Annotated in this window: 21 protein-coding genes and 2 pseudogenes; 16 read left to right on the top strand and 7 right to left on the bottom strand. The window is 72.0% G+C overall.

Annotated features, from left to right (window positions below; translation table 11 throughout):
* Positions 1–37: 37 nt before the first annotated feature.
* From OG194_RS10030 to OG194_RS10015, 4 genes and pseudogenes are all read left to right on the top strand, one after another.
* Positions 38–394: an ArsR/SmtB family transcription factor gene (locus OG194_RS10030; RefSeq protein WP_327400507.1), complete on the top strand. Its 357-nt coding sequence runs from the start codon at positions 38–40 to the stop codon at positions 392–394.
* Positions 384–2,861, top strand: a complete 2,478-nt coding sequence (mgtA, locus tag OG194_RS10025) for a magnesium-translocating P-type ATPase (RefSeq protein ID WP_327400506.1) — start codon at positions 384–386, stop codon at positions 2,859–2,861. The genes OG194_RS10030 and mgtA overlap by 11 nt, the downstream gene beginning before the upstream one ends.
* A gap of 34 nt (positions 2,862–2,895) precedes the next feature.
* Positions 2,896–3,150 (top strand): Sec-independent protein translocase subunit TatA, encoded by a 255-nt coding sequence (gene tatA / locus OG194_RS10020; RefSeq protein WP_327407030.1) that lies wholly within the window; start codon positions 2,896–2,898, stop codon positions 3,148–3,150.
* Positions 3,151–3,413: 263 nt separating this feature from the next.
* A pseudogene (locus OG194_RS10015) lies at positions 3,414–3,629 on the top strand (peptidase E); the annotation flags it as partial.
* Between the two features lie 16 nt (positions 3,630–3,645).
* Here OG194_RS10015 and OG194_RS10010 read toward each other — a convergent pair.
* Together OG194_RS10010 and OG194_RS10005 are read right to left on the bottom strand one after the other, a co-directional pair.
* Positions 3,646–4,089 carry a DUF6114 domain-containing protein gene (locus OG194_RS10010; RefSeq protein WP_327400505.1) on the bottom strand — a complete coding sequence of 148 codons (444 nt, stop codon included), beginning with the start codon at positions 4,087–4,089 and terminating at the stop codon, positions 3,646–3,648.
* Positions 4,089–4,772, bottom strand: a complete 684-nt coding sequence (locus OG194_RS10005) for a DUF6230 family protein (protein WP_327400504.1) — start codon at positions 4,770–4,772, stop codon at positions 4,089–4,091. The genes OG194_RS10010 and OG194_RS10005 overlap by 1 nt, the downstream gene beginning before the upstream one ends.
* A 666-nt stretch (positions 4,773–5,438) precedes the next feature.
* Between OG194_RS10005 and OG194_RS10000 the strand changes: the two genes are divergently transcribed.
* Positions 5,439–6,089 (top strand): Tat pathway signal sequence domain protein, encoded by a 651-nt coding sequence (locus tag OG194_RS10000; protein ID WP_327400503.1) that lies wholly within the window; start codon positions 5,439–5,441, stop codon positions 6,087–6,089.
* A 36-nt stretch (positions 6,090–6,125) separates the two neighbouring features.
* Here OG194_RS10000 and OG194_RS09995 read toward each other — a convergent pair whose 3' ends face one another.
* Positions 6,126–7,070, bottom strand: a complete 945-nt coding sequence (locus OG194_RS09995; RefSeq protein WP_327400502.1) for a lytic polysaccharide monooxygenase auxiliary activity family 9 protein — start codon at positions 7,068–7,070, stop codon at positions 6,126–6,128.
* A 337-nt stretch (positions 7,071–7,407) separates the two neighbouring features.
* Between OG194_RS09995 and OG194_RS09990 the strand changes: the two are divergent.
* The 5 genes and pseudogenes from OG194_RS09990 to cyc2 all read left to right on the top strand — a co-directional run.
* A pseudogene (locus OG194_RS09990) lies at positions 7,408–8,865 on the top strand (S8 family peptidase); the annotation flags it as partial.
* Between the two features lie 356 nt (positions 8,866–9,221).
* Positions 9,222–9,869, top strand: coding sequence for a ScbR family autoregulator-binding transcription factor (locus tag OG194_RS09985; RefSeq protein WP_327400501.1), 648 nt, complete (start codon positions 9,222–9,224; stop codon positions 9,867–9,869).
* A 22-nt stretch (positions 9,870–9,891) separates the two neighbouring features.
* Complete coding sequence (locus OG194_RS09980) at positions 9,892–11,136, top strand: damage-control phosphatase ARMT1 family protein (protein WP_327400500.1); 1,245 nt, start codon at positions 9,892–9,894, stop codon at positions 11,134–11,136.
* 111 nt (positions 11,137–11,247) lie between these two features.
* Positions 11,248–12,054 (top strand): LLM class flavin-dependent oxidoreductase, encoded by an 807-nt coding sequence (locus OG194_RS09975; protein ID WP_327400499.1) that lies wholly within the window; start codon positions 11,248–11,250, stop codon positions 12,052–12,054.
* A 160-nt stretch (positions 12,055–12,214) separates the two neighbouring features.
* Positions 12,215–14,368 (top strand): germacradienol/geosmin synthase Cyc2, encoded by a 2,154-nt coding sequence (gene cyc2, locus OG194_RS09970; RefSeq protein ID WP_327400498.1) that lies wholly within the window; start codon positions 12,215–12,217, stop codon positions 14,366–14,368.
* A 7-nt stretch (positions 14,369–14,375) separates the two neighbouring features.
* On the opposite strand, the gene OG194_RS09965 is transcribed toward cyc2, so the two are convergent.
* Both OG194_RS09965 and OG194_RS09960 read right to left on the bottom strand, forming a co-directional pair.
* Complete coding sequence (locus tag OG194_RS09965; RefSeq protein ID WP_327400497.1) at positions 14,376–15,284, bottom strand: hypothetical protein; 909 nt, start codon at positions 15,282–15,284, stop codon at positions 14,376–14,378.
* Positions 15,167–15,907 (bottom strand): hypothetical protein, encoded by a 741-nt coding sequence (locus tag OG194_RS09960; RefSeq protein WP_327400496.1) that lies wholly within the window; start codon positions 15,905–15,907, stop codon positions 15,167–15,169. Before OG194_RS09960 ends, OG194_RS09965 begins: the two co-directional genes overlap by 118 nt.
* A gap of 180 nt (positions 15,908–16,087) precedes the next feature.
* Here OG194_RS09960 and OG194_RS09955 point away from each other — a divergent pair, with 180 nt between their 5' ends.
* The 3 genes from OG194_RS09955 to OG194_RS09945 all read left to right on the top strand — a co-directional run bounded on the left by OG194_RS09955 (position 16,088) and on the right by OG194_RS09945 (position 18,951).
* Positions 16,088–16,666, top strand: coding sequence for a PDZ domain-containing protein (locus OG194_RS09955; protein WP_327400495.1), 579 nt, complete (start codon positions 16,088–16,090; stop codon positions 16,664–16,666).
* Between the two features lie 173 nt (positions 16,667–16,839).
* Positions 16,840–17,967: an aminopeptidase P family protein gene (locus OG194_RS09950; RefSeq protein WP_327400494.1), complete on the top strand. Its 1,128-nt coding sequence runs from the start codon at positions 16,840–16,842 to the stop codon at positions 17,965–17,967.
* Between the two features lie 45 nt (positions 17,968–18,012).
* The gene (locus tag OG194_RS09945; protein ID WP_327400493.1) at positions 18,013–18,951 is read left to right on the top strand and encodes a phosphotransferase family protein; all 939 of its coding nucleotides are present in this window, start codon (positions 18,013–18,015) and stop codon (positions 18,949–18,951) included.
* An 82-nt stretch (positions 18,952–19,033) separates the two neighbouring features.
* Here OG194_RS09945 and treZ read toward each other — a convergent pair whose 3' ends face one another.
* The gene (gene treZ, locus OG194_RS09940) at positions 19,034–20,779 is read right to left on the bottom strand and encodes a malto-oligosyltrehalose trehalohydrolase (protein WP_327400492.1); all 1,746 of its coding nucleotides are present in this window, start codon (positions 20,777–20,779) and stop codon (positions 19,034–19,036) included.
* 173 nt (positions 20,780–20,952) lie between these two features.
* Between treZ and OG194_RS09935 the strand changes: the two genes are divergently transcribed.
* From OG194_RS09935 to OG194_RS09925, 3 genes are all read left to right on the top strand, one after another.
* The gene (locus OG194_RS09935) at positions 20,953–21,504 is read left to right on the top strand and encodes a DUF1707 and FHA domain-containing protein (RefSeq protein ID WP_327400491.1); all 552 of its coding nucleotides are present in this window, start codon (positions 20,953–20,955) and stop codon (positions 21,502–21,504) included.
* Positions 21,505–21,666: 162 nt separating this feature from the next.
* Positions 21,667–23,148 carry a M14 family zinc carboxypeptidase gene (locus OG194_RS09930; RefSeq protein ID WP_327400490.1) on the top strand — a complete coding sequence of 494 codons (1,482 nt, stop codon included), beginning with the start codon at positions 21,667–21,669 and terminating at the stop codon, positions 23,146–23,148.
* Complete coding sequence (locus OG194_RS09925) at positions 23,145–23,576, top strand: SSI family serine proteinase inhibitor (protein ID WP_327400489.1); 432 nt, start codon at positions 23,145–23,147, stop codon at positions 23,574–23,576. Before OG194_RS09930 ends, OG194_RS09925 begins: the two co-directional genes overlap by 4 nt.
* 22 nt (positions 23,577–23,598) lie before the next feature.
* Here OG194_RS09925 and OG194_RS09920 read toward each other — a convergent pair whose 3' ends face one another.
* The gene (locus OG194_RS09920) at positions 23,599–24,891 is read right to left on the bottom strand and encodes a M14 family zinc carboxypeptidase (protein WP_327400488.1); all 1,293 of its coding nucleotides are present in this window, start codon (positions 24,889–24,891) and stop codon (positions 23,599–23,601) included.
* Positions 24,892–25,034 lie beyond the last annotated feature (143 nt).

Raw genomic sequence — 25,034 nt, 5'->3', positions numbered from 1 at the left:
CACGAACGGGACCGGTCAGGGACGGGAGGCGACGGCGGTGGCGACAGCCGGCAGCGGCTTCGAGGACCCGTCCGCCGACGTGCTCGCGGACGCCGCCGCGGCCTTCGGGCTGCTGGCCTCGCCCGCACGGCTGCACATCGTGTGGGCGCTGGCCCAGGGCGAGAGCGATGTCACCGGGCTCGCGGAGCGGGTCGGCGGCGCGCTGCCCGCGGTCAGCCAGCACCTCACCAAACTGAAGCTCGCCGGCCTGGTCCGGTCCCGCCGCGAGGGCCGCCGTCAGGTGTACTTCGTCGACGACCCCGACGTGGTCGACGTCGTCCGGCTCGCGGTCACCCGCATCGGCGACCGCGCCGACCGGGCCGATCTCCCCGCCCCCCGACTCCGTGGCCTCTGACACCGCCGCCCACCGGCACACCCCGCTCCAGGTGCTGCGGCAGCTGGACACCGGCCCGCGCGGACTGACCGACCCGGAGGCCGCGGCCCGGCTCGCGGCGACCGGCGAGAACACGGTTCCCCGGCGCCGTACGCCCTCCTGGCCCCGCCTGTTCCTGCGCAGCCTGCGCGACCCCTTCACCGCCGTCCTGCTCTGCCTCGGGCTGGTCTCGGCACTCGTCGCCTCCTGGGGCACCGCCGCGGTGATCCTCGCCCTGGTCGCGGTGAGCTGCGTGCTGCGCACGAGCGGGGAACACCGGGCCGACCGCTCCCTGCACGACCTGCGCGAGCTGGTCGGCGCCACCGCCTGCGTGCTGCGCCGCACGGACGCGGACGCGCCGGTACGGGCCAGGGAGACACCGGTCGCCGAGCTGGTGCCGGGCGATGTGATCCGGCTCGGGCCCGGCGACCTCGTCCCCGCGGACGTACGACTCCTGCGCGCGACCGGGCTGACCGTGCACCAGGCCGCCCTCACCGGCGAGTCCGCGCCGGTCGGCAAGGCGGCCGTAGAACTGCCCGGCGCGGCGGACGGGGGCCCCTTCGCGCAGCCGTATCTCTGCTTTCAGGGCAGCGGTGTCGTCTCCGGGAGTGCCACGGCGGTCGTGCTGGCGACGGGGGCGCGGACCCGGTTCGCCGCCGCGCACGGCGGGCCTGTGCGGCGGGAGGCGAGCGCGTTCGACCGGTCCGTGCACGGCATCTCCTGGGTGCTGATCCGGTTCATGCTGCTGACGCCCCCGCTCGTCCTCATGGCCAACGCGGCGTTGCGCGGGCGGGGCCTGGCGACGCTGCCGTTCGCCGTCGCGGTGGCGGTCGGGCTGACGCCCGAGATGCTTCCGGTGATCGTGACGACGTGCCTCGCGCGCGGGGCCGCGCTCCTCGCCCGTACGCACGGTGTCGTCGTCCGGCGGCTCCCCGCGCTGCACGACCTCGGCGCCGTGGACGTCCTCTGCCTCGACAAGACCGGCACGCTCACCCAGGACCGCCCGGTCGTGGAACGCGCCCTCGGCCCCGACGGCCTCACCGATCCCGACGTCCTGCGGCTGGCCGCCACAGCCGCCTGGTGGACCCTCCAACTCGCCGAGGCGCCCGTGCCGGACGCGCTCGACGAGGCGCTGCTGGAGGCGGCGGGGCCGGTGGGGGAGGAGTACGACGGGGTCGGGGCCGTGCCCTTCGATCCGGTACGGCGGCTCGCGACGGCGGTGGTGCGGGGCGAGGCGCTCGGCACGCACACGCTGATCGTGAAGGGCGCGGTGGAGGACGTACTGGACCGGTGTGCGGTGGCCGCCGTGGAGCGCGACCGGCTGCTCACCCTGGCCGAGCGGGAGGCGGAGTCCGGGCTGCGCATCCTGGCGGTCGCCACCGCCGAACGCCCCGCACGCGCGCGTGACTACGGCCCCGCCGACGAACGGGGCCTGGTCTTCCGGGGGTTGGTGACGTTCCACGACGCCCTGAACCCGGACGCCGGAGAAGCACTACGGGCCCTGGCCGGCCTGGGTGTCGGCGTGCGGATCCTCACGGGTGACCATCCGGCGACGGCGGCGCGGGTGTGCCGGGAGCTGGGGCTGGCGCCGGGGGACGTGCGGGTCGAGGCGCGCCGCACGCCCCAGGACAAGGCCCGCGCGGTCGCCGCCCTGCGCGCGGCCGGGCACACGGTCGGCTTCCTCGGGGACGGCCTGAACGACGTACCCGCGCTGCGCGCCGCCGACGTCGGCATCGCGCCGCGCGCCGCCGTGGACGTGGCCCGGGAGGCCGCCGACGTCGTGCTCGCCGGCAAGGACCTCGCCGCGATCCGGCACGCGGTCACGGCCGGGCGGCACAGCAGCGCGAACATCGCCTCGTACCTGCGGATCACGCTCTCCTCGAACCTCGGCAACGTCATCGCGATGCTCGCGGCGGGCCTGCTGCTGCCCTTCCTGCCGATGCTCCCGGCCCAGGTGCTCGCCCAGAACCTCTGCTTCGACGCCGCCCAACTGGCCTTCGCCCACGACCGTCCCGGCGCGGAGGCGCTGCGCCGCCCGACCGTGCTGCGGCCGCGGGCGTTCCTGCGCTTCATCACCGGGTTCGGGGTGCTGAACGCGGTCGCGGACCTGGCGACGTTCGCGGTCGTGGCACTGGCGCTCCGCGGCCCGGGCGCCGTGGACGACGAGGTCCTGTTCCACTCGGCCTGGTTCACGGAGAACCTGCTCACCCAGGCGCTGGTGATGCTGCTCCTGCGGACGAGGGGCGGTGCACCGGGGCCGGTGGGGCGAGCCGCCGTCGCGCTCGCCGCCGCGGGAGTACTGCTGCCCCTGAGCCCGCTGGGCGCCGCGCTGGGCATGACGGGCCTGGCGCTCCCTTACTACGTCCTCCTGGCAGCCGTGCTCGGTGTGTATGCCCTGGCCCTGAGGGGTCTGCGTTCCACCTCAGGGTTGTACAGTTGCGCAACATAGCAACTGTCGTGTGAGGGAAGAGGAGGACGAGGTCATGCTCCGCAACGGACTGGAACCTTGGCACCTGCTGGTGGTGGCGATCATGGTCATCCTGCTGTTCGGCTCCAAGAAGCTCCCGGAGGCCGCCCGCGGCCTGGGCAAGTCCATGCGCATCCTCAAGAGCGAGGCGAAGGCGATGAAGGAGGAGAGCGACGTGGCGGAGTCGGTCCCGGCGCAGCCGACCACGGTCCACACCGTGACGGATTCTCCGGCCGCCGCTTCCACGGAGCCACCGGCCACCGCCCACTGAACTCGCCGACCGCGGCGATCCCGGGGTGCTTCCGGTTACCCCGGTCGGTGAGGGGTACCGGTACGGGTTGCGGGTTGCCGGTACCGGGCGGGGTGGAACGGTGGCTTCGGCCGGATCTCGCGCAGGGTGTAGGCGTCCGGGGTTGTGCCGAGCGGCGTGAGCGCGAGGTCCCTGGGCGATGTGCCGGTCCGGCGGAGCGTGCCGCAGGTGATGCTCACCGCTGCCTGTGAGACGCCGCTGTTCCCTGCGACAGGCGCCGGTGCCGGGGTGACCCCACCGACACCTCCGGCCCTGAACTCCGGCCCCTCGCCGACGCGTTGGGCTTCCTGCCGTACGGCCACGGGGTGCACTACGACAGTGATCCCGGGCGGCGCCGGCTGGTGCATCGGCTGGTCGCGGACGGGACTCTCCTCGCCCCCCACCGCACGGACGACGGCCACTCGGTGGCCGAGGAACGCGTCGAGCCCCGGCTGTTGCCGGGGTCGGTGCGACGGGTCAGGCCTGCTGCTGGAGTTCCGTCTTCGTGGCCGTCTTCGCCTCGCGCTTACGACGCTTGCGCTCCGACCGCGGCTCCTGGTCCGGCAGCCAGCCGAACGTCATGCAGCTGCCCACGATGCCCAGCAGCAGCCCGATGAAGAAGCCGCCGAGGTTCGAGGTGAGCCAGCTGCCCAGGGAGCAGAGGATCCCGACGATCGAGTAGAAGAGCCGCTGGCCCGGGCTGAAGAGGATCAGCAGTCCGCACAGCAGCATCATCACCGGGAGCAGATATCCGGTCACGCCCTGCATCCCGATGTGCATCGCGACCTTCAGCGACACCTTCTCCGTGAGCAGGATCTCCGCCCCGCCCAGGGCGAGCAACAGCCCGCCCCAGAACGGACGGCGGGCCCGCCAGCGCCGGAAGGCGGGCCCTCTCCCCTGCTGTGGCAGGCTCTCCGACATCAGCAACCCGTGTCGCTGAAGCTGAGCTTGAGGCCCGGCAGCTTGAACACACCCGCCGTGGTGGCGTAGTTGGTCTGCCGCAGGTTGTCGATGTGCACGGTGTCGGCCTGCTGGCTGAAGACGCCCTTCTTGCCCTGCACGCCCGCCTTGTTGAGCGTGCTGGCGTCGTTGCCGATCTCGATGTTGTTGAAGGACGCGTTACCCGACATCTCGGTCGAGTCGGTGGTCAGGTCGGTCGCCGTCACCTTTGTCGCCCCGCTGCCCGCCTTGATGAGCAGGTTGATGCCGCCGAGGTCGACGCTCTGGCACAGGCTGTCGAGCGTGGCGTTCTTGATGGCGGAGGTGATGATCAGTTCCTGGCCGCCGGTGTCGCCCGCGTTCGGGCTGTTCGGGATCATGTTGTCGAGGTCGCCGAACTGCTCGAAGCCAGTGCCGTCCATCGACTTGGCGGTGACCGTGAACGGCATGCCCGAGATGGAGAACTGCACCCCCAGCGCGCCCTGCGCGGTGAGCACCGCGAGGGCCGCGGCGGCCAGCGTGGCCGGCACCGCCATGACCGCGGCACGGCGCAGTCGGACCTGACCGCGTCTCTCGGGCCCCTCGGCGGTCGCGGGTACGGAACCGCTTTCCGGCTGCTCAGGGGTGTTTCCGTTGGACGGGTTGGCGTCCGAGGGTGAAGCCATGTCTGCTCCCATGTGCTGCTCTGGTTCAACGCGAGTCGGTATTCGAAGTGGCGCGTTGTCCTGGCGCGGACAGCGAGTGCGGCGCACCCTTCCCCACAACTCCCGGCGGGTGCAAGGGCTTTCAAGGTTACGCAGCAGTAGCCGTCGAGGAAGTTACCGGGGGTTACATTGAAGGGTCAAGGGAGTTGTGAAAAAAGAGTGTCGATGATGCGCCACCTGTGAGGCAAGGCCTTCCCGCGGCCCTGCCGAGCCCCGGTTTGTACATCAACTTGCCCTGCATCTCTTGACGTTGACGGACACTCAGGTCTACAACTCTCCCTTGTTTGCCGGATCCGTGGCGCCGGATCCGCCGCGCGGCACGAGCCGCGTTCCCGGACTTCCCTTTCCGCAGGGGCACTTCACGCCCTCAGAGTCCGAACCCCAGCGGCCCGGCACGGCCGCTTCCCCCCTGGTCGTGCCGTCCGCCCCACCGCCCGGCCCGGCCGGAGACCCCCAACCCCCGCGGGCCTCCGGCCGGTCACCGGCCGGCCGCCGCCCCGGCCCGTCACGTACGGAGAAGGCGTCACGGGCCGGCGGCGGCGAACTCGCGCCCCTCAACCCCCAGTTACCCCACCCCCCAAGAACCCCCCGGTTCGACCCTCCCTTCGAAAGAAGAGGTACACCCGCATGCGTACTCGCACCGCTCTCACCCTCGTCGGCTCCGTCGCCGCCCTCACCCTCCCCTTCATCGCCCCGGCGTCGGCGGCCGACACCGTGCTCACCACCGGCAGCCTCGGCGGCACGGCCGTCGCCGTCGGCGATGTGCTGACCGCGCCCCTGGCCACCGGCACCAGCGCCACCCTGTACTCCAGCGCGACCGGCACCAGCGGCATCAAGTGCACGACGTCGCAGTTCACGGCGACCGTCACCGACAACCCGACCGCGCCGGGCACCGCCACCGAGTCCGTCTCCGGGCAGAGCTTCGACAGCAGCAGCTGCACGAGCAACGTCCTCGGCGTCACCGGTGTCACCAGCATCACGGTCGACAACCTGCCGTACACCACCGCGGCCGTCTCGGACGGCACCCTGACCGTCACCCCGGCCAGCGGCTCCACCATCCAGACCACGGTCAAGCTGACCACCCTGCTGGGCAGCATCACCTGCGTCTACCAGGCGCCCAGCCTGACCGGCACGGCGAGCAACACCGACACCAGCATCAACTTCACCAGCCAGGCCTTCACCAAGACCTCCGGCTCGTCCCTGTGCTTCAGCGCCGGCTACTTCACCGCGAAGTACGCCCCGGTGACGGACGGCGGCGCCGCGGTCTACACCAACTAAAGGAGCAAGTAGGGCCTGTACGCGTCGAGTTCGAGTTCAGCGTCGACGCAGTCGCAGGGCCAGGGCGGCGCCCCCGGTGAGCACCAGCACCGCGGCGGCGCCGCCCGCCACCATGGGCGCCGAAGGACCGCTCGAAGCGGCGTCGGTGTCGGACGCCACCGGGCTGCTGCCCGGCGCGGTGCTCTCCTCGGCCGGGGACGCCTTCTGCGCCGTAGCGGATGCCGGGGCCTTGGCCGAACTGCTCGCGGCAGCAGGAGACTTGGTCGCGGACGACGACGGGCTCGCGGTCTTTCCCTTCGAGCCGGCCGTCCCCGCCGCAGGTGTCGGCGAAGCGGCGCCGCCCCCGGGGAACACCACGTCCGAGCACGAGTAGTACGTGTCCTCGGTACTGCTGTTCTGCCAGATGGTGTAGATCAGTTGGCGCCCGGTCCGGCCCGTCGGCAGCGTCGCCTTGATGCGGTACGCGCCACCGGTCAGCGGCGGGTCCTTCACCTCGGCGAACGGCGTCGTCGGCAGCTCCGACCAGGTCAACGGCTTCGACGCGTCGTAACCGGCCTTCGTCAGATACAACTTGAACGTGCCGGTGTGCGCGATCGTCGACGCGTACGTCATCGTCAGCTTCGCCCCCGGAGTCAGCCGCGTCGACGGCCAGTCGGTGCGCGCGAGGTTCAGCCCCTTGTAGTCGGCCAGGCCACCGCTGCACAGTTTCCCGTCGGGGATCAGCTGCCGGTCGCGGCCGTTGATGTCGGGGACCCGGATGTTGTCCCAGAAGGTGAAGGGCCCCCCGTTCGCCGCCACGGCCGCCTTGCAGGCCGTCGACCCGGCCGCGCTGCCGCCCTGTGGCGAGCAGGCGTAGACCCGGCTGACCGGATACGTCGGCGCGCCGTGCGCCTGCGCCGGACCCGCCGCCCAGACGGTGAGCAGCAGCGGGGCCATGGCGGCGGCCGCCATGGCAGTGCGATGTGCGGTCATCCGGGACATCCGGAACGTCTCCTCGGCCGGGGGCGGCAACGGTCTGTTCGTGCAATACGGGAAGCGGGCCCGGCGCGTTCAGTCCGTCCCCCTTGCCGCGAATCCGGATGTATCCGGTCAACGGCCCGATGTTCAGGGGTGGTTTCCGGCCGGATCGAGGGTTTCCCCCGTATCCGTATGACCTTCTCTTTGCCTATCGTTTGACCACAGCTGACCCACAGGCGACCTCTGTCGAGGCGGCCACCCGCGCCCGGCGCTCTCCGGTCCGACCCCCCACCGCTTCGACGGCGAAGCGCATCGACCGCCGCTCCGCGCTGCTTGGAGTACGGCCACGAAAGGCAAGCCCTTGCGCACTCCCACGGCATTCCCCACCGGACGGACCCTGATATCCGTCGCCGCGGTCTCCGCGGCCCTCCTCGCCGCGGCCGCCAACTCGGTCGCCGTCGCCCAGGTGCCCCCGGACAGGGCCGCCGCTCCGGCCCTGTCCGGACAGACCGAGGCCGCCCCCGGCACCCTCGCCGAGCGCCTCATCGTCGGCTACAAGTCCGGTGCCGCGGAAGCGAGTTCGAACCGCGCCGCCGAGGCCGACGCCACCGCCAAGGGCAAGGAGACCGGCGAGAGCGTCGACTTCCAGCGCCGCCTCGGCACCGGCGCCGCCCTCGTCGGCCTCGGCAACGCCCGCAGCACGACCGAAGTCGCCGACGTCATCGCCGAGTTCAGGTCCGACCCGCAGGTCTCCTACGTCGTACCGGACCGGCTGAACACCCCGCAGGCCGACCCGAACGACACCGGGTACAGCAAGCAGTGGGACCTCTTCGAGTCCACCGCCGGGATGAACGTGCCCGCCGCGTGGCCGACTTCGACCGGCAGCGGTGTCACCGTCGCCGTCATCGACACCGGCTACGTCACCCACTCCGACCTCGCCGCGAACATCGTCGCCGGCTACGACTTCATCAGTGACACCGCCGTCTCGGTCGACGGCGACGGCCGCGACAGCAACCCGGCCGACCCCGGCGACCACTACGCCGAGAACGAGTGCGGCTCGGGCATCGGGGCGAGCAACTCCTCCTGGCACGGCACGCATGTGGCCGGCACCATCGCCGCGGTCGCCAACAACAGCAAGGGCATCGCGGGCATCGCCTACGGCGCGAAGATCTCCCCGCTGCGCGTCCTCGGCAAGTGCGGCGGCTACGACTCCGACATCATCGACGCCATCACCTGGGCGTCCGGCGGCACAGTCTCCGGCGTCCCCGCCAACGGCAACATCGCCAAGGTCATCAACATGAGCCTGGGCGGCGACGGCGCCTGCACCTCGGCCACCCAGAGCGCGATCACCGCCGCCGTGAACCGCGGCACCACGGTCGTCGTCGCCGCGGGCAACGACAACGACAACGTCGCGAACCACTCCCCGGGCAATTGCAACAACGTCATCTCGGTCGCGGCCACCAACCGCGCCGGCGCCAAGGCGTCCTACTCCAACTACGGCTCCGGCGTGGACATTTCGGCCCCCGGCGGCCAGACCAGTACCGGCACCGCCAACGGCATCTACTCCACGCTGAACTCCGGCACGAAGACGCCGTCCACCGAGTCGTACGCCTACTACCAGGGCACCAGCATGGCCACCCCGCACATCGCGGGCCTGGTCGCGCTCATGAAGTCGGCCGACTCCGCGCTGACCCCGGCGCAGATCGAGGCGGCCATCAAGGCCAACGCCCGCGCCCTGCCCGGCAGTTGCTCCGGCGGCTGCGGTGCCGGTCTCGCGGACGCGGCCAAGACGGTCCGGGCCGTGAGCACCGGCAGCGGCAACGTGCCCTCCGCCCGGTAGGCCGAACGCGCCTCCGCCCGACAGGTCGGCGGCACAGGGTATCCACAGAAACAGACCGACTGACCCGTAGGTCGAGACGCTTCCTCGGAGGTGCCCCGCCGGGTCGGTCGGTCTTCTGTTTGGCCGGGAAGTGGCGCTGACACGTGCCACAGCAACCGAAAGTGGTCAAGAGCCGGGGCAGGGGTGACAGAGAGACGCAAGTGATGGGAACGTGAGGGGTGTTGGTGGTCTTCGGGTACAAGGTCGACACCGCCGGACGGTGAGCTACTGTGTACAGGGGGTAACAAAAAACGGCATGGGCCGTTGTTTTTCCTTCATCGGGAGTGTTTCAGTCGATGGCGAGGCAGCTACGGGCCGAACAGACCCGCACAACGATCATCACGGCCGCCGCCGAGCTGTTCGACCGGCAGGGCTATGAATCCACCAGCCTGAGCGACATCGTCGACCAAGCCCGGGTCACCAAGGGCGCCCTGTACTTCCACTTCGCGGCCAAAGAAGACCTGGCCCACACGATCCTGGAGATGCAGGCCAAGGCCTCGCGCCAGATCTCCACGGAGATGGACAGCAGAGGGTACTCCTCACTGGAGACGTTGATACGTGTCACTTTCGGCATGACACGGCTGGCCGTCGAGGGCCCCATCCCGCGCGCCGGACTCCGGCTCGCCGCCGGGGAGATCGAGGTACGACCCCCGATGCCGCACCCCTTCGCCGAGTGGCTGGACATCGCCTCCCGCAAACTCACGGGCGCCGTCGCGGAGGCCGACGCACACCCCGACACCGACGTGGACGCCGTGGCCCGTACGCTCGTCGGCCTCTTCGTCGGCATCCGCGTCCTGGGCCGCACCCTCGAACCGGTGGCGTTACAGCCCCGCAGAACGGCCGAGATGTGGCACCTGGTGATCCGCGGCCTGGTCCCCGTCCCCCGCCGCGCCCGCTATCTCAGCCTCGCCGCGCGCCTGGAGCGGGAGATCGGGACCGAGTGACCCGCCCGGTACGGTGAGGCGCATGCCCGACACCCCCGCCGCGCCCGTGATCCTCGGCAACGAGCCGGACTCGTTCCCCCGCAGCGTGCTGGCCGAACGGCACCCCGCGATCATCCAGCAGGTCCGGGACGCCTTCCCGTACGACCCCGGGCAGCACCGCGCCCTCGACGCCCTCCTGAAGAACTGCACCGAGGGCACGATCGAACCCCTCCCTCGTGATGCCCCCGACTGCGACCAATGGGCGGCGTGGGGCACCGACACCTACGCCGGACAGTCCTGGTACGACGTGCCCTGGCTCTGGTCCGAGAGCTACTTCTACCGCCAACTCCTCGACGCCGTCGGCTACTTCGGCCCCGGCGCCTGGCAGGGCATCGACCCGTTCCGCCCCGCCAAACGCGCCGAACTCGACGCCCCCGAGACGGACGAGGAACTCGCCGCACTCGACGAGCTGGAGACCAAGCCGCCGGAGGAGCGTGCCAACTCCCTTCTGCACGGCTCCCTTTGGGGCAACCGGGCGGACCTCGGCTTCCGGCTCTCGGCAGCGGGAGCGGGGTCAGGAGGGGGATCGGGAGGGGGAGCGGGAGCGGGAGTTGAGCCGGCCGAGTCGCAGGCCCCGGTTCCGGCTCTGGTGGCCGACGACAGTGAACTCCTCTGGTCACTCCTCTCCGGCACCGGCACCCTCTGCCTTGTCGCCGACAACGCCGGCCGCGAACTCATCCCCGATCTCCTCCTGTTGGCCCATCTCCTCGACCAACGGCGCATCGAACGCGCGGTGTTGCACATCAAGCCGCACCCGTACTACGTCTCCGACGCCACGACCGCCGACGTGGTCGATGCCCTGCACCGGCTCGTCGGCGCGCCGGGTGCGGCGGCTACGTACGGCCGCCGCCTCTGGTCGGCCATGGCGGACGGCCGCCTCACCGTGCGCGCCCACCCCTTCTCCTGCGCCCCGCTGCCGTACGCCGAGATGCCCGCCGACCTCCGTGCCGAGTTCGCCGCGGCCACCCTGACGATCGTGAAGGGCGACCTCAACTACCGTCGCCTGGTGGGCGATCGCCGCTGGGCCCCCACCACACCGTTCGCCGACGTCACCGCGTACTTCCCGGGCCCGGTCGCCGCCCTGCGCACCCTCAAGTCCGATGTCATCACGGGCCTGGACGCCTCCACGGAGTCCGCGCTGGTCGCGGCGGAGGGGCAGCGCTGGCGTACGGGCGGCACCCACGCGCTGATCCAGGTGCGGGGGGTGTCCTCGGCGCCCGCCGTGTAGTTGGCTCGGTCACCGACGTTCTTGTCGGACGTGTCGTCGCGCGAGGGGAGTACGACCGAGATGCGTATCGGAGTGGCACCGCACCGTCTGTGACCCGACAGGGAGGAGGAGTTGGACCAGGTCCTCCAAACCGCCGTCGGGGCCGAGGAGTCGGGCCTCGACCATGTCTTCGCGAGCGGTCACGCGGTGGCCGGTGACTTGGTGGGGGTGACCCCGGACCCGCTGGTCCTGCTGGCCGCGATCGCCGGGGCGACCCGACGGATCGGGCTGGTCACCAGCATCCTGGTCCTGCCGCTGTACAACACGCTGGTCCTGGCCCACCAGACCGCCACCCTCGACCGGCTCTCCGGCGGCCGTTTCACTCTGGGCGTCGGCACCGGCTGGGACGCCGAGGAGTTCGCCGCCGTAGGCGTTCCGTTCGCGGGCCGGGGCCACCGGATGGACGAACAGCTCGCCACCGTACGGCAGTTGTGGCGGGGCGAGGGTTCACCGCGGCTCGGGGTGCTGCCGCGCACCGAGGGCGGTCCGCCGGTGTGGATCGGCGGACAGAGCGACGCGGCACTGCGCCGGGCCCTGCGGTTCGGCGACGCGTGGCACGGCTCCGGGGTCGACGCGGAGGCACTCACCGGAGTGCGGGCACGGCTCGACGTCCTCGGCGGCGAGGCGGACCGCGACCCGGGCACGCTGGAACTGACGGCGGGCCTGTTCCTGGTGCCGCCCGGGTTCAGCCCCGCGGTGAAGGTGCCGGGCCGGGCGCTGGGCGGTGAGGACGCGACGGCCGAGAGCGTCCGGGACGAGCTGGGCCGGCTGTCCGACGCCGGGCTCGTCTCCGCGTCCTTGTGGCTGCCGGTGGCCACGGAGGCGTTGCCGGACGCGCTGGCGTGGGTCGGCGAGGAACTCGTTCCGCGCTTTCCCTAGACGGCGGAGGGAGCGCAGGGGGGAGACTGCGGAGGAGGTGCGGGGGAGCGAACGTCACAAGACGCGGGGAAAACGCAGGGGTTCGCCGCTGATTCACGCGATGGTGTGATCATGTCCCCCGCCCGGGATGGCTGTTGAGGGCCGCGGGTAGGGCCCGGCCATGACCCAGCCGTTCGAACTCCCGCACTTCTACATGCCGTATCCCGCGCGCCTCAATCCGCATCTGGACGAGGCCCGCGCCCACTCCTCCACGTGGGCCCGCGAGATGGGCATGCTGGAGGGCTCCGGGATCTGGGAGCAGGCCGACCTCGACGCGCACGACTACGGCCTGCTCTGCGCCTACACCCACCCCGACTGCGACGGGCCCGCCCTGTCGCTGATCACCGACTGGTACGTGTGGGTGTTCTTCTTCGACGACCACTTCCTGGAGACCTTCAAGCGCAGCCAGGACCGCGCGGGCGGCAAGGCCTACCTGGACCGGCTGCCACTGTTCATGCCGCTCGACCTGTCGACTCCCGTACCGGAGCCGGAGAATCCGGTCGAGGCGGGGCTCGCCGACCTGTGGGCGCGCACCGTGCCGTCGATGTCCGTCGAGTGGCGCCGCCGCTTCGCCGTCTCCACCGAGCATCTGCTCAACGAGTCCCTGTGGGAGCTGTCCAACATCAACGAGGGGCGGGTCGCCAACCCCGTCGAGTACATCGAGATGCGCCGCAAGGTGGGCGGCGCGCCCTGGTCGGCGGGTCTCGTCGAGTACGCGACCTCCGAAGTGCCCGCGTCCGTCGCCGAGGAGCGGCCGCTGCGCGTGCTGATGGAGACCTTCTCCGACGGCGTCCACCTGCGCAACGACCTCTTCTCCTACCAGCGGGAGGTCGAGGACGAGGGCGAGCTGAGCAATGGCGTGCTCGTCCTGGAGACCTTCTTCGGCTGCACCACCCAGGAGGCCGCCGACACCGTCAACGACGTCCTCACCTCCCGGCTCCACCAGTTCGAGCACACCGCGTTCACCGAGGTGCCCGCCGTGGCCCTGGAGAAAGGTCTCACCCCGGGCGAGGTCGCGGCCGTCGCCGCCTACGCCCAGGGCCTCCAGGACTGGCAGTCCGGCGGCCACGAATGGCACCTGCGCTCCAGCCGCTACATGAACGAAGGCGCCCTCGACAACTCGCCGTTGAACGGACCGACCGGCATCGGCACCTCCGCCGCCGACATCGGCGCCCTGCTCGCCGCGGCCGGCGCCGAACGGCTGCGCGCCTACACGCACGTCCCCTTCCAGAAGGTCGGCCCCTCTCAACTCCCCGACTTCTACATGCCGTTCGAGGTCGAACTGAGCCCGCACCTGGACGGCGCCCGCCTCCGCCTCGTCGACTGGTCGCACGCGATGGGCATCCTGGAGGAGGGCGTCTGGGACGAGGAGAAACTCGCCGCCGCCGACCTCCCGCTCTGCTCGGCGGGCATCGACCCGGACGCCACCGAGGCGGCCCTCGACCTCAGCTCCCGCTGGCTCGCCTGGGGGACCTACGGCGACGACTACTACCCCCTCGTCTACGGCATCCGCGGCGACCTCGCCGCCGCCCGGGTCACCACGGGCCGCCTCTCGGACTGCATGCCCATCGAGGGGCCGGCGGTCATCGTGCCGGTCAACGGCATGGAACGCGGGCTCATCGACCTGTGGGCCCTCACCACCGCCGAGATGCCCCTGGACGACCGGCGCACCCTGAAGACCGCGATCAACACGATGACCGAGAGCTGGGTCTGGGAGCTGTCCAACCAGATCCAGCACCGCATCCCCGACCCGATCGACTACCTGGAGATGCGCCGCGCCACCTTCGGCTCCGACCTCACCCTCAGCATGTGCCGCATGGGCCACGGCCCGAAGGTCCCGCCCGAGGTCTACCGCACCGGCCCCGTCCGCGCCCTGGAGAACGCGGCCATCGACTACGCCTGCCTCCTCAACGACGTCTTCTCCTACCAGAAGGAGATCGAGTACGAGGGCGAGGTCCACAACGCGATCCTCGTCGTCCAGAACTTCTTCGGCATCGACTACCCGACCGCACTCGGCGTCGTCCACGACCTGATGACCCAGCGCATGCACCAGTTCGAACACGTCGCCGAGAACGAACTGCCCATCGTCTACGACGACTTCGACCTCTCGGACGAGGCACGCGAGATCATGCGGGGCTATGTGACCGACCTCCAGCACTGGATGGCGGGCATCCTGAACTGGCACCGCGAGGTCGACCGCTACAAGTCCGCGTACCTGGCGAGCCGTTCCCACGGCTTCGTCCCGGACCGGGTACCGGCGCTGCCCTACAGCTGACAGCCCCTCAGCCGAGGTCCCTCGGGTCCGCGACCCGCTCCGCCACATCCTCGGCGAGTTCCCGTACGGCCGTCGCGGCGGCCCCCGAGAGCTCGCCGCGTATCCCGTCGGCGGCGGCCAGGGCGGCGCGGGCCTCCTCCGGGAGATTCGCGCCGGCCAGGTCGCGCGCCAGGGCGTAGTGCTCCTCCGCGATGAACCGGCCGAGGTTCACGCCCTGCCAGTGCCGGAGGGAGTCGTCGGCGGGGGAGGCCAGGATCTTCCGCAACGCCGCCAACGTCCCGCCCGCCTGCGCTGGTTGACCCGTCTCGCGCTCCAGGCGGGCCTGGGTCAGCCGCGCCGAGACGCGGTCCCATGCCGTGTCCTGGAGGGCGGCGTACAGGCGCTGGGCGCGCAACGCCTGTCCCCGGTCGCCCAGTTGCTCGAACTCGCGGGCCAGCGCCCGCAGGGGAGACGGGTTCAGTGCCTTCGGCGCGGCCGGCGACCGCAGCACACTCTGATCCATCTCGATCTCGTCCAGTCGGCGGATCAGGGCCGTCCGGGCCAACTCGACGAGCCCTTGGTCGGCCGCCAACTCGGTCCAGGTGGACGGGGGTTCGTCGGAAGGGTCCGTACCGAAGAGAGACTCGTCCAGCCCTTGGGCCCACTCCCACAGCGCCGCCCCGTCCGCGTCCGGCCCCGGCATCTCGCTCAGCCCGCACGCGGTGTCGAAGTCCGTCTCCCGCACCTCGTGCAGCAGCGGCAGATCCTCGGCATGCCCGCGCAGACCCACCAGCACGGCGGCGAGCCGCAGTTCGTCCGTCATCGACGACGCGGCCTCGTGCCGGAGCAGATACCGCAGCAGCTCCAGATCGCCGTCCGCGCGGTCGAACTGCGCGGCCCGCAGCGCGAGTCGACGCCGTACGGGGTCCTCGGCCACCGCGTCCCACACCGTACGGTCGCCCGCACGCAGCGCCGCGAGATCGCCCGCCCCTGGGCGAGCACCGGCTCCCACAGCGGGAGACGGGGATGACGGTCCAGGAGGTCGTAGGCGCAGCCCTCCTCGGCGTTGAGGAGCAGGAAGTCGGGCTCGGTGCGCAGCAGTGCGGTGTGCAGCAGGGCGATCAGCTCGACCGGGGAACGCTCGGACAGGCCCAGGGCGGTGCGGAGTTCGGGCCGTGCCTCGTCGATGCCGTAGTCCTCGCGGAACTCCTCCTCCGTCTCCGCGACCCGGGCCAGGACCTTCTCCGCGCCGTCGGCCGGGGAGAGGTCCAGATGATCGCGCCAGCCCGGCAGACCGATCATGATCTCCAGAGCCTCGTCGACACCGGAGCCGATGATCCCGGCCGAGCCCTCGGAGTCGGCGTACAGCACGGACCCGTCCGCGCACACGAAGTACGTACCGCCCGTGTCGTCGCCCGCGACCGGACGCAGCGGGCCGCCCGAGGCCAGCCGGACCGGCTCGCAGTGGTCCGCTCGGCACAGGTCGAAGTCGAAGGGGAACGCGGCCAGTTCGGCCAGGTGCGCGTGCTGCCGGAGCAGCCGCAGAGCGTGATCGGTCATGTCACAGAACGTAACAGCCGCCACTGACAACGAGCCTGGCCGACCGTGCACGCCCGGCGGGAGCGGGCCCTCGCCGCCGTGGGCACCCGCCGCTTCCGCTCCTGACCCTCGGCCAGTCTCACTCGTTCGTGGCACGTCGCGCGCCGGTGCGCCGGGTAGAGCATCTGCCGGAGGCGATCCATGGAACAGACTGCGTTGCGTCCCAAGCCGATGCCCGGTCAGGAACCCGGCGACGGCACCAAGCCCGGCGCCGGCCGGCGCCCGCACGCCGCGCGGCGCCGCGGCCGACGGCTCGTGACCCTGCTGTTCGGCCTGTTCGTCGGGACCGTCCTGGTGCTGTCCGGGGTCGGGCTCGGCACGGTCGGCGCCACGGTGATCGGCATGAGCAAACTCGCCGAGATGCAGCGCCAGGCGGCCGGGCAACCGGCGCCGACGGCCCGTCCCACCGGCCGGACCGCGTCCTCCGCGAGCCCGATGCCGTCGCCCACGTCCGCCACCGCGACGCTCGGCGTGGAGGCCGTGGACGCCGAGAAGGCGGGCGCCCTGATCGTCGGCGTCCACATCCCCGGCCCCGGCTACACGGCGGGCCTGATCCGCGGCGACGTCCTGCTCACGTTCGGCGGCACCCGGGTCGACTCGGCGGCCGACCTCGCGCGCGCGGTCGCGCGTGCCCACCCCGGGGACGAGGTCACGATCACCGTGCGACACCACAGCGGCGGCTTCCAGCAGTTCACCGTGGTCCCCGGGTACGTCGTCTGACACGGCGTCGCGCGTCCCCTGGGAGGTGGCCCACGACGTGACGCCGATCGCCGGCCGGGACATCCTGATGGCGATGCCGGGACTGGGAAGTCCCGCCGATCGGCTCGCGTGGCCCCCCGGGTCCGGGCAGGATGCTGACCGTAGCCCTGTTCCGTCCGTCCTCGGAGGCCTGAATGACCGGTAGCACGCCCGCGCCCTTCACCGCCGCCGACTACAGGGCCCGCATGGACCGCGCCGCGCGGGCCGCCGCCGACGCCGGTCTCGCGGGGCTCCTGGTCGCTCCGGGACCGGACCTGGTGTGGCTCACCGGATACGCGCCCACCGCGGTCACCGAACGGCTCACCGTGCTCGTCCTGGCCCCCGGCCGTTCCCCGGTCCTCGTCGTGCCCACCCTGGAGGCCCCCGACGCGGCCAAGGCGGCCGGTGCCGACGCCCTCACCCTGCGCGACTGGACCGACGGCAAGGACCCCTACGCCGCCACCGCCGCGCTGCTCGACGCGACGGGCCGCTTCGGCATCAGCGACAACGCCTGGTCCATGCACCTGCTCGGACTCCAGAAGACGCTGCCCGACACCACCTACGCCTCCCTCACCGACGCACTGCCGATGCTGCGCGCGGTGAAGGACGCGGCGGAACTGGACCTCATGGCGGCCGCCGGAGCGGCCGCGGACGCGACGTACGAGGAGATCCGGAAGGTTCCCTTCGCCGGACGCCGCGAGTCCGATGTCGGGGCCGATCTCGCCGATCTGCTACGGCAGTTCGGGCACTCCCAGGTCGACTTCACGATCGTCGCCTCGGGCCCCAACGGAGCCAACCCGCACCACGAGGTGGGCGACCGTGTCATCCAGCAGGGCGACATGATCGTCCTCGACTTCGGCGGCCTCAAGGACGGTTACGGCTCCGACACTTCGCGCACGGTCCACGTCGGTGAACCCGGCGACGAGGAACAGCGCGTCCACGACCTCGTCCGCGAGGCCCAGGAGGCCGGTTTCCGCGCGGTGCGCCCCGGAGTCGCCTGCCAGGAGGTCGACCGCGCCGCCCGCGCGGTCATCGACGACGCCGGATACGGCCCCTATTTCATCCACCGCACCGGCCACGGCATCGGCGTCACCACGCACGAGCCGCCGTACATGATCGAGGGCGAGGAACAACCCCTCGTGCCCGGGATGTGCTTCTCGGTGGAGCCCGGCGTCTATCTGCCCGGCCGCTTCGGGGTACGCATCGAGGACATCGTCACGGTGACCGAGCACGGCGGCCGACGGCTCAACAACACGGACCGTGAGATGGCCCTGGTGGACTGACGACGACCAGGAGCCCCCGACACCCCGAACGGCGACGGCGCGACCATGACCCAGGCACCGAAACCCACCGCGGACACCGTCCGCCGACTGGTCCGCTCCCTGCTCAAGGACGGTACGGCCGACGGTGCCGGACCCGAGATCGGGCCCGTCGCCGAGGGCGGCGAGCACGCCACCTGGTGGGTCGGCTCCCGCCATGTGCTGCGCCTCGCCCCGAACCGTGCGGCCACCGTGCGGCAACGCCGTGAACTGCGCCTGCGCGACCTCGTACGGCCGTATCTCCCCGTCGCGGTTCCGACCAGCGTGGCGCACGGCGAGTGGGCGCCCGGGCTCACCTACACGCTCGACACCAAGGTGCCCGGCCGATCCGGCGAGGACCAGGACGTCTCCGCCGTGGGCGAGGCCGACCTGGCGGGGCTGCTCACCGGGCTGCGCGAGGTGCCCGCCCGACAGGCCGAGTCGCTCGGGATCCCGCGCACCGCACCCCGCTCCCTGGAGGAGCTGCGCCGTGCCGCCGAGCAGGCCGCCGAACGGCTCGCCGCCGCCGACGAGTTCGACGCCGCACGCCTCCACCAGCTCACCCAGCCCGGCGCGATCCAGCTCGCCGCCCAGCCCGGCACCGCGGTCCTCGTCCACCACGACCTCAAGGGCGAACACCTCGTGGTCAGCACCGACGGCCGGGTGCGCGGCGTCCTGGACTGGACCGACGCGACCCTCGGCGACCCCGCCGAGGACATCGCCGGACTCGCCCTGGCGGTCGGTTCGCCCGCCGCCGTACGAGCCGCGACCCTCGCCGGCTACGGCGCCCGCCCCTGCCTGCGCGGCCTCTGGCTCGCCCGCTGCGACACCGTCGTCCGCCTCGCCGACCACCTCAAGGGCCGCGACGCCGGGCCCGTCCCACTCCTCAGGACCCAGCTACGACGCACCTGGGAGGCGATCCTGCTGGAACGGGTGACCGAACTCCGGGACGGGGAAGGGGAGTTGTAGCACGTAAACGCTCGCGCAAGCGTTTACGCACACGTTTGCGCAAGCGTTTACGCCGACCGTCCGCAAGCGATCGCGCAAGCGTTTACGCCTGCGCCAGCACCACGCACGACTCCCCGGGCAGCCGCAGCAAACCGTCCGCCCCCGGTGCCTCCACCGGCTCCCACGCGGCCAGGATCTCCGCCGGACGCGTGCCCAGGGGGATCGCGGCCGGTTCCTTGCCGAGGTTCACGGCGACGCGTACGTCCCCGCGGCGCAGCGCGAGCCAGCGGGCGTCCTCGTCGTAGGCCACCTTCGTGTCGGTGAGATCGGGGTCCGTGAGGTCGGGCTGTTCGTGCCGGAGGGCGATGAGCCGGCGGTACCAGGCCAGCACGCGCGCGTGGGGCTCGTGCTCCGGCTCCGACCAGTCGAGGCAGGAGCGGTCGCGGGTCGCCGGGTCCTGCGGGTCCGGTACGTCCTCGGCGGCCCAGCCGTGCGACGTGAACTCCCGCCGCCTGCCCTGCCGTACGGCCTCCGCGAGGTCCGGGTCGGTGTGGTCGGTGAAGAACTGCCAGGGCGTGCCCGCCGCCCACTCCTCGCCCATGAACAGCATCGGCGTGAAGGGTCCGGTCAGCGTCAGCGCGGCGGCGCAGGCCAGCAGGCCGGGGGAGAGGGAGGCTGAAAGGCGGTCCCCCTGGGCGCGGTTGCCGACCTGGTCGTGGGTCTGGCTGTAGCCGAGGAGGCGGTGCGCGGCCACGCGCGTGCGGTCGAGGCGGCGGCCGTGGTGCCGGTCCCGGAAGCTCGAATAGGTGCCGTCGTGGAAGAAGCCGCCGGTCAGTGTCTTGGCGATCGCCGCGAGCGGGGCCCGCGCGAAGTCCCCGTAGTAGCCCTGCGATTCACCGGTCACCGCGGTGTGCAGCGCGTGGTGGAAGTCGTCGTTCCACTGCGCGTGCAGCCCGAAGCCGCCCTCCGCGCGGGAGGTGACCACCCGCGGGTCGTTCAGGTCGGACTCGGCGACCAGGAACAGCGGCCGGCCCGTCTCGGCGCCCAACGTGTCGACGGCGGCGGACAGTTCCTCCAGGAAGTGGCACGCGCGCGTGTCCTGCAACGCGTGCACCGCGTCCAGCCGCAGCCCGTCGATCCGGTACTCGCGCAGCCACGCCAGCGCGCTGCCCAGCAGGAACGCGCGCACCTCGTCCGAACCGGGCGCGTCCAGGTTGACCGCGCTGCCCCAGGGGGTCTGGTGCGTGTCCGTGAAGTAGGGGCCGAACGCGGGCAGGTAGTTCCCGGACGGGCCGAGGTGGTTGTGCACCACGTCGAGCACGACACCCAGGCCCAGTTCGTGCGCCCGGTCGACGAACCGCTTGAGCCCCTCGGGGCCGCCGTAGGGCTCGTGCACGGCCCACAGGGAGACGCCCTCGTAGCCCCAGCCGTGGCGGCCGGGGAACGGGCACAGGGGCATCAACTCGACGTGCGTGACGCCCAGTTCGACGAGATGGCCGAGCCGGTCGGCGGCCGCGTCCAGGGTGCCCTCGGGCGTGTACGTGCCGACGTGCAGCTCGTAGAGCACCGCTCCGGGCAGCGGGCGCCCGGACCACGCGGCACGCCACGCGTACCGCTCGTGGTCGACGACCGCGCTCAGTCCGTCCGGTCCCTCCGGCTGCCGGCGCGAGCGCGGGTCGGGCAGCGGCGGGCCGTCGTCCACCGCGAACCCGTACCGCGTGCCGTCCTCCGCCTCCGCCTCGCCGCTCCACCACCCCACGCGCTCGGGATCGCGCTCCAACGCGCGCGTGGCGCCCGCGCAATGGAGCGTCACACGGTCTGCCTCTGGTGCCCACACCTCGAACTGCACGGACGGTTCCCCTTCGTCTGCTCACCGGGATGTAGCCCGTCCATCGTGCTTCAAACGAGATCAATCCGCTTTTGAATCCACCCCTTTGGCGCAGGTGTCGTCATCTTCACGCGCGTGCGTGCCGTTTCCGCGTCTTCTGGACACCCGGGGTTCACTGCCCGACAATCACGAACGTGACGTCGTCCTTCGAGTTCCACACGTACCCCGCGCGGATCTCCGACGCGGAGCGCGACAAGGCGCTCAAGCTTCTCCATGACGGCGTCGCCATGGGGCGGTTGTCCCACGACACGTTCATCCGGCGCATGGAGCTGGCGCTCGCCGCCCGCCGGTCCGAGGACCTCGTGCCGCTCACCGCCGACCTGCCCACCGAAAGCCGCCTCTCCCGCGCGTTGTTCGGCACCGTGGAGGCCGTCTCCGGCTTCACCGTACGGCTGCGCAGGGCGTGGCAGGCCGAGCGGCTCCCCAAACTGCTGCTGCCCCACCCGGGCAACGGACACCCCCTGCGCATCGGCCGCGACCCCGCCAACGGGCTGCGCCTGACCCACGAGACGGTCTCCCGGGTGCACGCCGAGCTCAGCCGCCAGGGCGGCATGTGGGTGCTGCGCGACCTCGGTTCGACCAACGGCACGACGGTCAACGGCCGACGGGTGATCGGCGCGGCCGTCGTCCGCGAGGGCGACCAGATCGGCTTCGGCCGGATGGCGTTCCGGCTCGCCGTCACCTGAGCCCGAACACAGCCCCACCTCACCTCTGGCCTGGGCATTACCCGATGTGGCAACCGAGGGGATGCGTCAAATCCCTTTCCGTACGGCGGTGTTGACGTACCCCTCACGCCGTGACTGACTGTGCGTACACCATGCACATCTGGTGAACCGACGGCACCACATTTGTGGAGGTGTGCCCTGCCGCCACTCCTCCGCTACCCGTCCGTGGACGAGTTGGCCGCCCAGGCCGCCGCGCTCGTCGCCCGCCGCCCCCAGGACGCCCGGCTGCGCCGCGTCGGGACCTCCCGCGCCGGTACGCCCCTGTGGCTCCTCTCCGTGGGCCACGGCAGCCGTCAGGCCCTCGTGGTCGCCGGACCGCACGCCAACGAGCCCGTGGGCGGCGCGACGGTGCTGCGGCTGGCCGAACGGGTCCTCGCCGACCCCCGGTTGAGCGATGGCGCCGACGCCACCTGGAACCTCCTGCTGTGCCTCGACCCCGACGGCTCGCGCCGCAACGAGGGCTGGCTGCCCGGCCCGTACAGCCTCGGCCGGTACTTCCGGAACTTCTTCCGGCCCGGCTTCCTCGAACAGCCCGAGTGGCTGCCCGACGGCGCGGCAGGCGCCCGACTCCCGGAAACGCGCGCCCTGTTGGAGATCCAGGACGAACTGAGACCGTTCCTCCAGTGCTCCCTGCACGGCGTCGACGTGGGCGGCGGCTTCGTGGAGCTGACCCACGACCTCCCGGGCCTCGCCCGCCGCGTCGCCCACACGGCGACCCGCCTCGGCATCCCGCGCGAACTCGGCCCCTACGACACCCTGTACTGGCCGAGCCTCGGCCCCGCCGTCTACCGCATCCCGCCACCGCGCCCGGGCGACCTCGTCGCCGCCATCACCGAGGCCGCCGTCGAGTCCACCTGGTACCACCCGCACCGGCACGGCACGATCACGGCGGTCGTGGAAGCGCCGATGTGGGGCGTGGCCGGCGTCGAGAACGGCGCACCGCCCGCGGACGCGGACGCGTTCCTCCGCACCGTGAGCCACACCCTGCGCCACGACAGCCGCATCCTGGAACAACTCCTCGCGCGGATACGGCCCTTCGTGCGGGGCGGTACCGAGACGGGGACGGGCTTCGGGCTGCGGGACGCCTGGCCGCAGCCAGCCGCCGACCCGATCGGCACGCGCGCGCGGGACACCGCCGACCCGCGCCCCCGCACCCTCGTCGTGTCCGACGCGGCGCGGCTGCTCGCCCCGGTCGACGACTATTTACTGGTGATCCCCGGGCTCGCCGACGCGTGGGACCCCGATGTCGACACCGGCGCCGCCCGCCCGCTGCCACCGCTCAACACCGCCCACCTGGCCGCCCTGCGCATCGCGGGACGGCGGTTGGCGCTGCGGACGGCGGGGCTGCTCTACCAGCTCGTGATCGCCTCCGGGCACGATCAGGCCGGTGTGCTGCCGGAGTTGGACCGGCTGATCGACGAGTGGTGCGCCGACTACCGCGACGGCTGCGGGGCACGCTGGATCTCGGTCGCGCGCCAGGTCGAGTACCAGTCGCGCGTGGTGCTCAGCGCGTTCGAACTGGCCCGGCGGCACGCGCCCGCGCGCTCCCGTTCGGGTGAGCCGGGCTGGGGTACGGAGACCGCGGTGCCGATGCACCGGGAATGACCTACATCTTCACCTTCCAAGCGACCGTTCTCCGGAGTGCCCTGCTCGCGGCGGCACTTGTGCTCCTCGCCGCCGGACAGGCACCGGCCCAGGCGTCCGCTCCCCGCCACGGCATCCAGGGCGACTGGCTCTACCTCACCGTCACCCGGGGCGACAGCCGGTCCAGTGACACACGCGGGACCCTGCTCATGTGCGACCCGCCCCAGGGGCACGCCCACGCGGCCGAGGCCTGTGCCCAACTGGGCGCCGCGGACGGCGACATCGACGCCGTCCCGGCCAGGAGCGTGTTCTGCCCGATGATCTACGCCCCGGTGAGCGCCCACGCGCGCGGGGAGTGGAAGGGACGCCAGGTCGACTACAGGAAGACGTTCTCGAACGCGTGCGTCCTGGCGGCGCGCACGGGAGAGGTCTTCGCGCTGGACAGCTGAGGTGCGGACGGGGCGGGCGGCGTCAGGCCGAACGCCGGGCACGCGCGTGGGGTACGTCCCCGAACCCGCCCGCCTGCACGCGCGCGTGCAGCGCCGCCGCCACGACCGTGCGGGACTGATGCTCGACCTGGTGCTCCAGGGGCACCCAACGGGCCCGGAAGCGTTCCGCGAAGGCGTCGCTCCAGGTCGCCACGAGGTGTTCGAGCAGGGGCGCCGCACGGTCGTCCCGCTCCCGCAGGACCCGCAGCAGCATCGCCGCGGCCCGCAACGGCAGCCGGCGCCCGAACGCGTCCACGCTGCCGACGTACGCCATCGTCGTGTCGGCCGGCGGTGTGTGCATCCAGTCCGCGGCCAGACCGGGCACCAGCTCCAGGGCCCACTCCGCGGCCCGCAACAGCGGAGTGTCGACGCCCTGGAGGCGCGGCAGCGCGTCGGCGAGGACCCACTCCACCTCCCGGGTGTCCCGCAGCAGGCGGCGCGCCAGCCGCCGTATCGCCGCGGCCGGGGCGGGATGCGGTGTCGGGTCGTCCACCAGGTCGCTGGCCCACATCGGCACCTCCACGACCGCGGTCAGGCCGCCGTAGCGGTGCGCGTGGTACCAGGTGCTGTGCCGGGCGTCGTCCGGCATGCTCGGGTACGCCACGTCCGAACCGGGCGCCGGCATCACATGCACCCCGGGCCCCGAGGCGGGCCAGCCCGCCGCGTCCGAGGCGCCCGTCTCCACCGGGATGCGCAGCTCGGCGGCCGACTTGGCGAACGGCTCGGCCAGCCCCGGTATGTCCTTCGTCAGCTGCACCCAGCTGCCGCCCAGATCGGTCCCGTGCAGGGTCACCTGGAGGTAGGGCCGCAGCTCGTCGATCACCCGGGTCAACGTCCGTGTCTCGGGCGGCAGTCGATCGGGCGGCAGCACGGAGGGCGCCCACTCCGGCTGCTCGGGCCCGGCCGGACGGTAGAAGCCCAGGTGGTAGTCGAGCAGGCTGCGTGGCGCCGGCGTCACATGCAGGCTCGCCCCGTCCGGGTCCGCGCAGAGCAGGAAGTGCCAGGAGGTGTCCGACCTCAACTCCCTTTCCCTGATGGCCCGTTCGGCCAGGGCGAGGAGAGTGGAGCCGCCGGTCGGCTCGTTGGCGTGGGCGCCCGCGACCACCAGGACGGCGCGCTGGGCGTGCCCCACGGACAGCAGCTGGAGTGGTCTGCCCGCGCGGGAGAGACCCACCTGCCTCAGGGTGCACAGGCCCGGCCGATGCCCGGCCAACGCCCTTGCGGACGAGACCAGTTCGGTCACACTGGGGTATCGCAACTCCGGCAGGAGACTCACCCCCGACTGGTCCGCACCGGCTTCGCAACCGCAGTACTTCACGGGCTCCGGGAAGTGTCAAGAAGACCGTGGGGGAGGCTACCGGGGGCGCCCAGGCGCATTTACCGGCAGCCGGTAGAGGCGTTGGTGCCAGCAGGGGTCCG

Origin of the sequence: Streptomyces sp. NBC_01288 (assembly GCF_035982055.1) — a bacterium.
In the GTDB taxonomy this organism is placed as follows: Bacteria; Actinomycetota; Actinomycetes; order Streptomycetales; family Streptomycetaceae; genus Streptomyces.
Note: the sequence above shows the minus strand (reverse complement) of the source record. Positions and strands in the feature narration are given on the sequence as shown.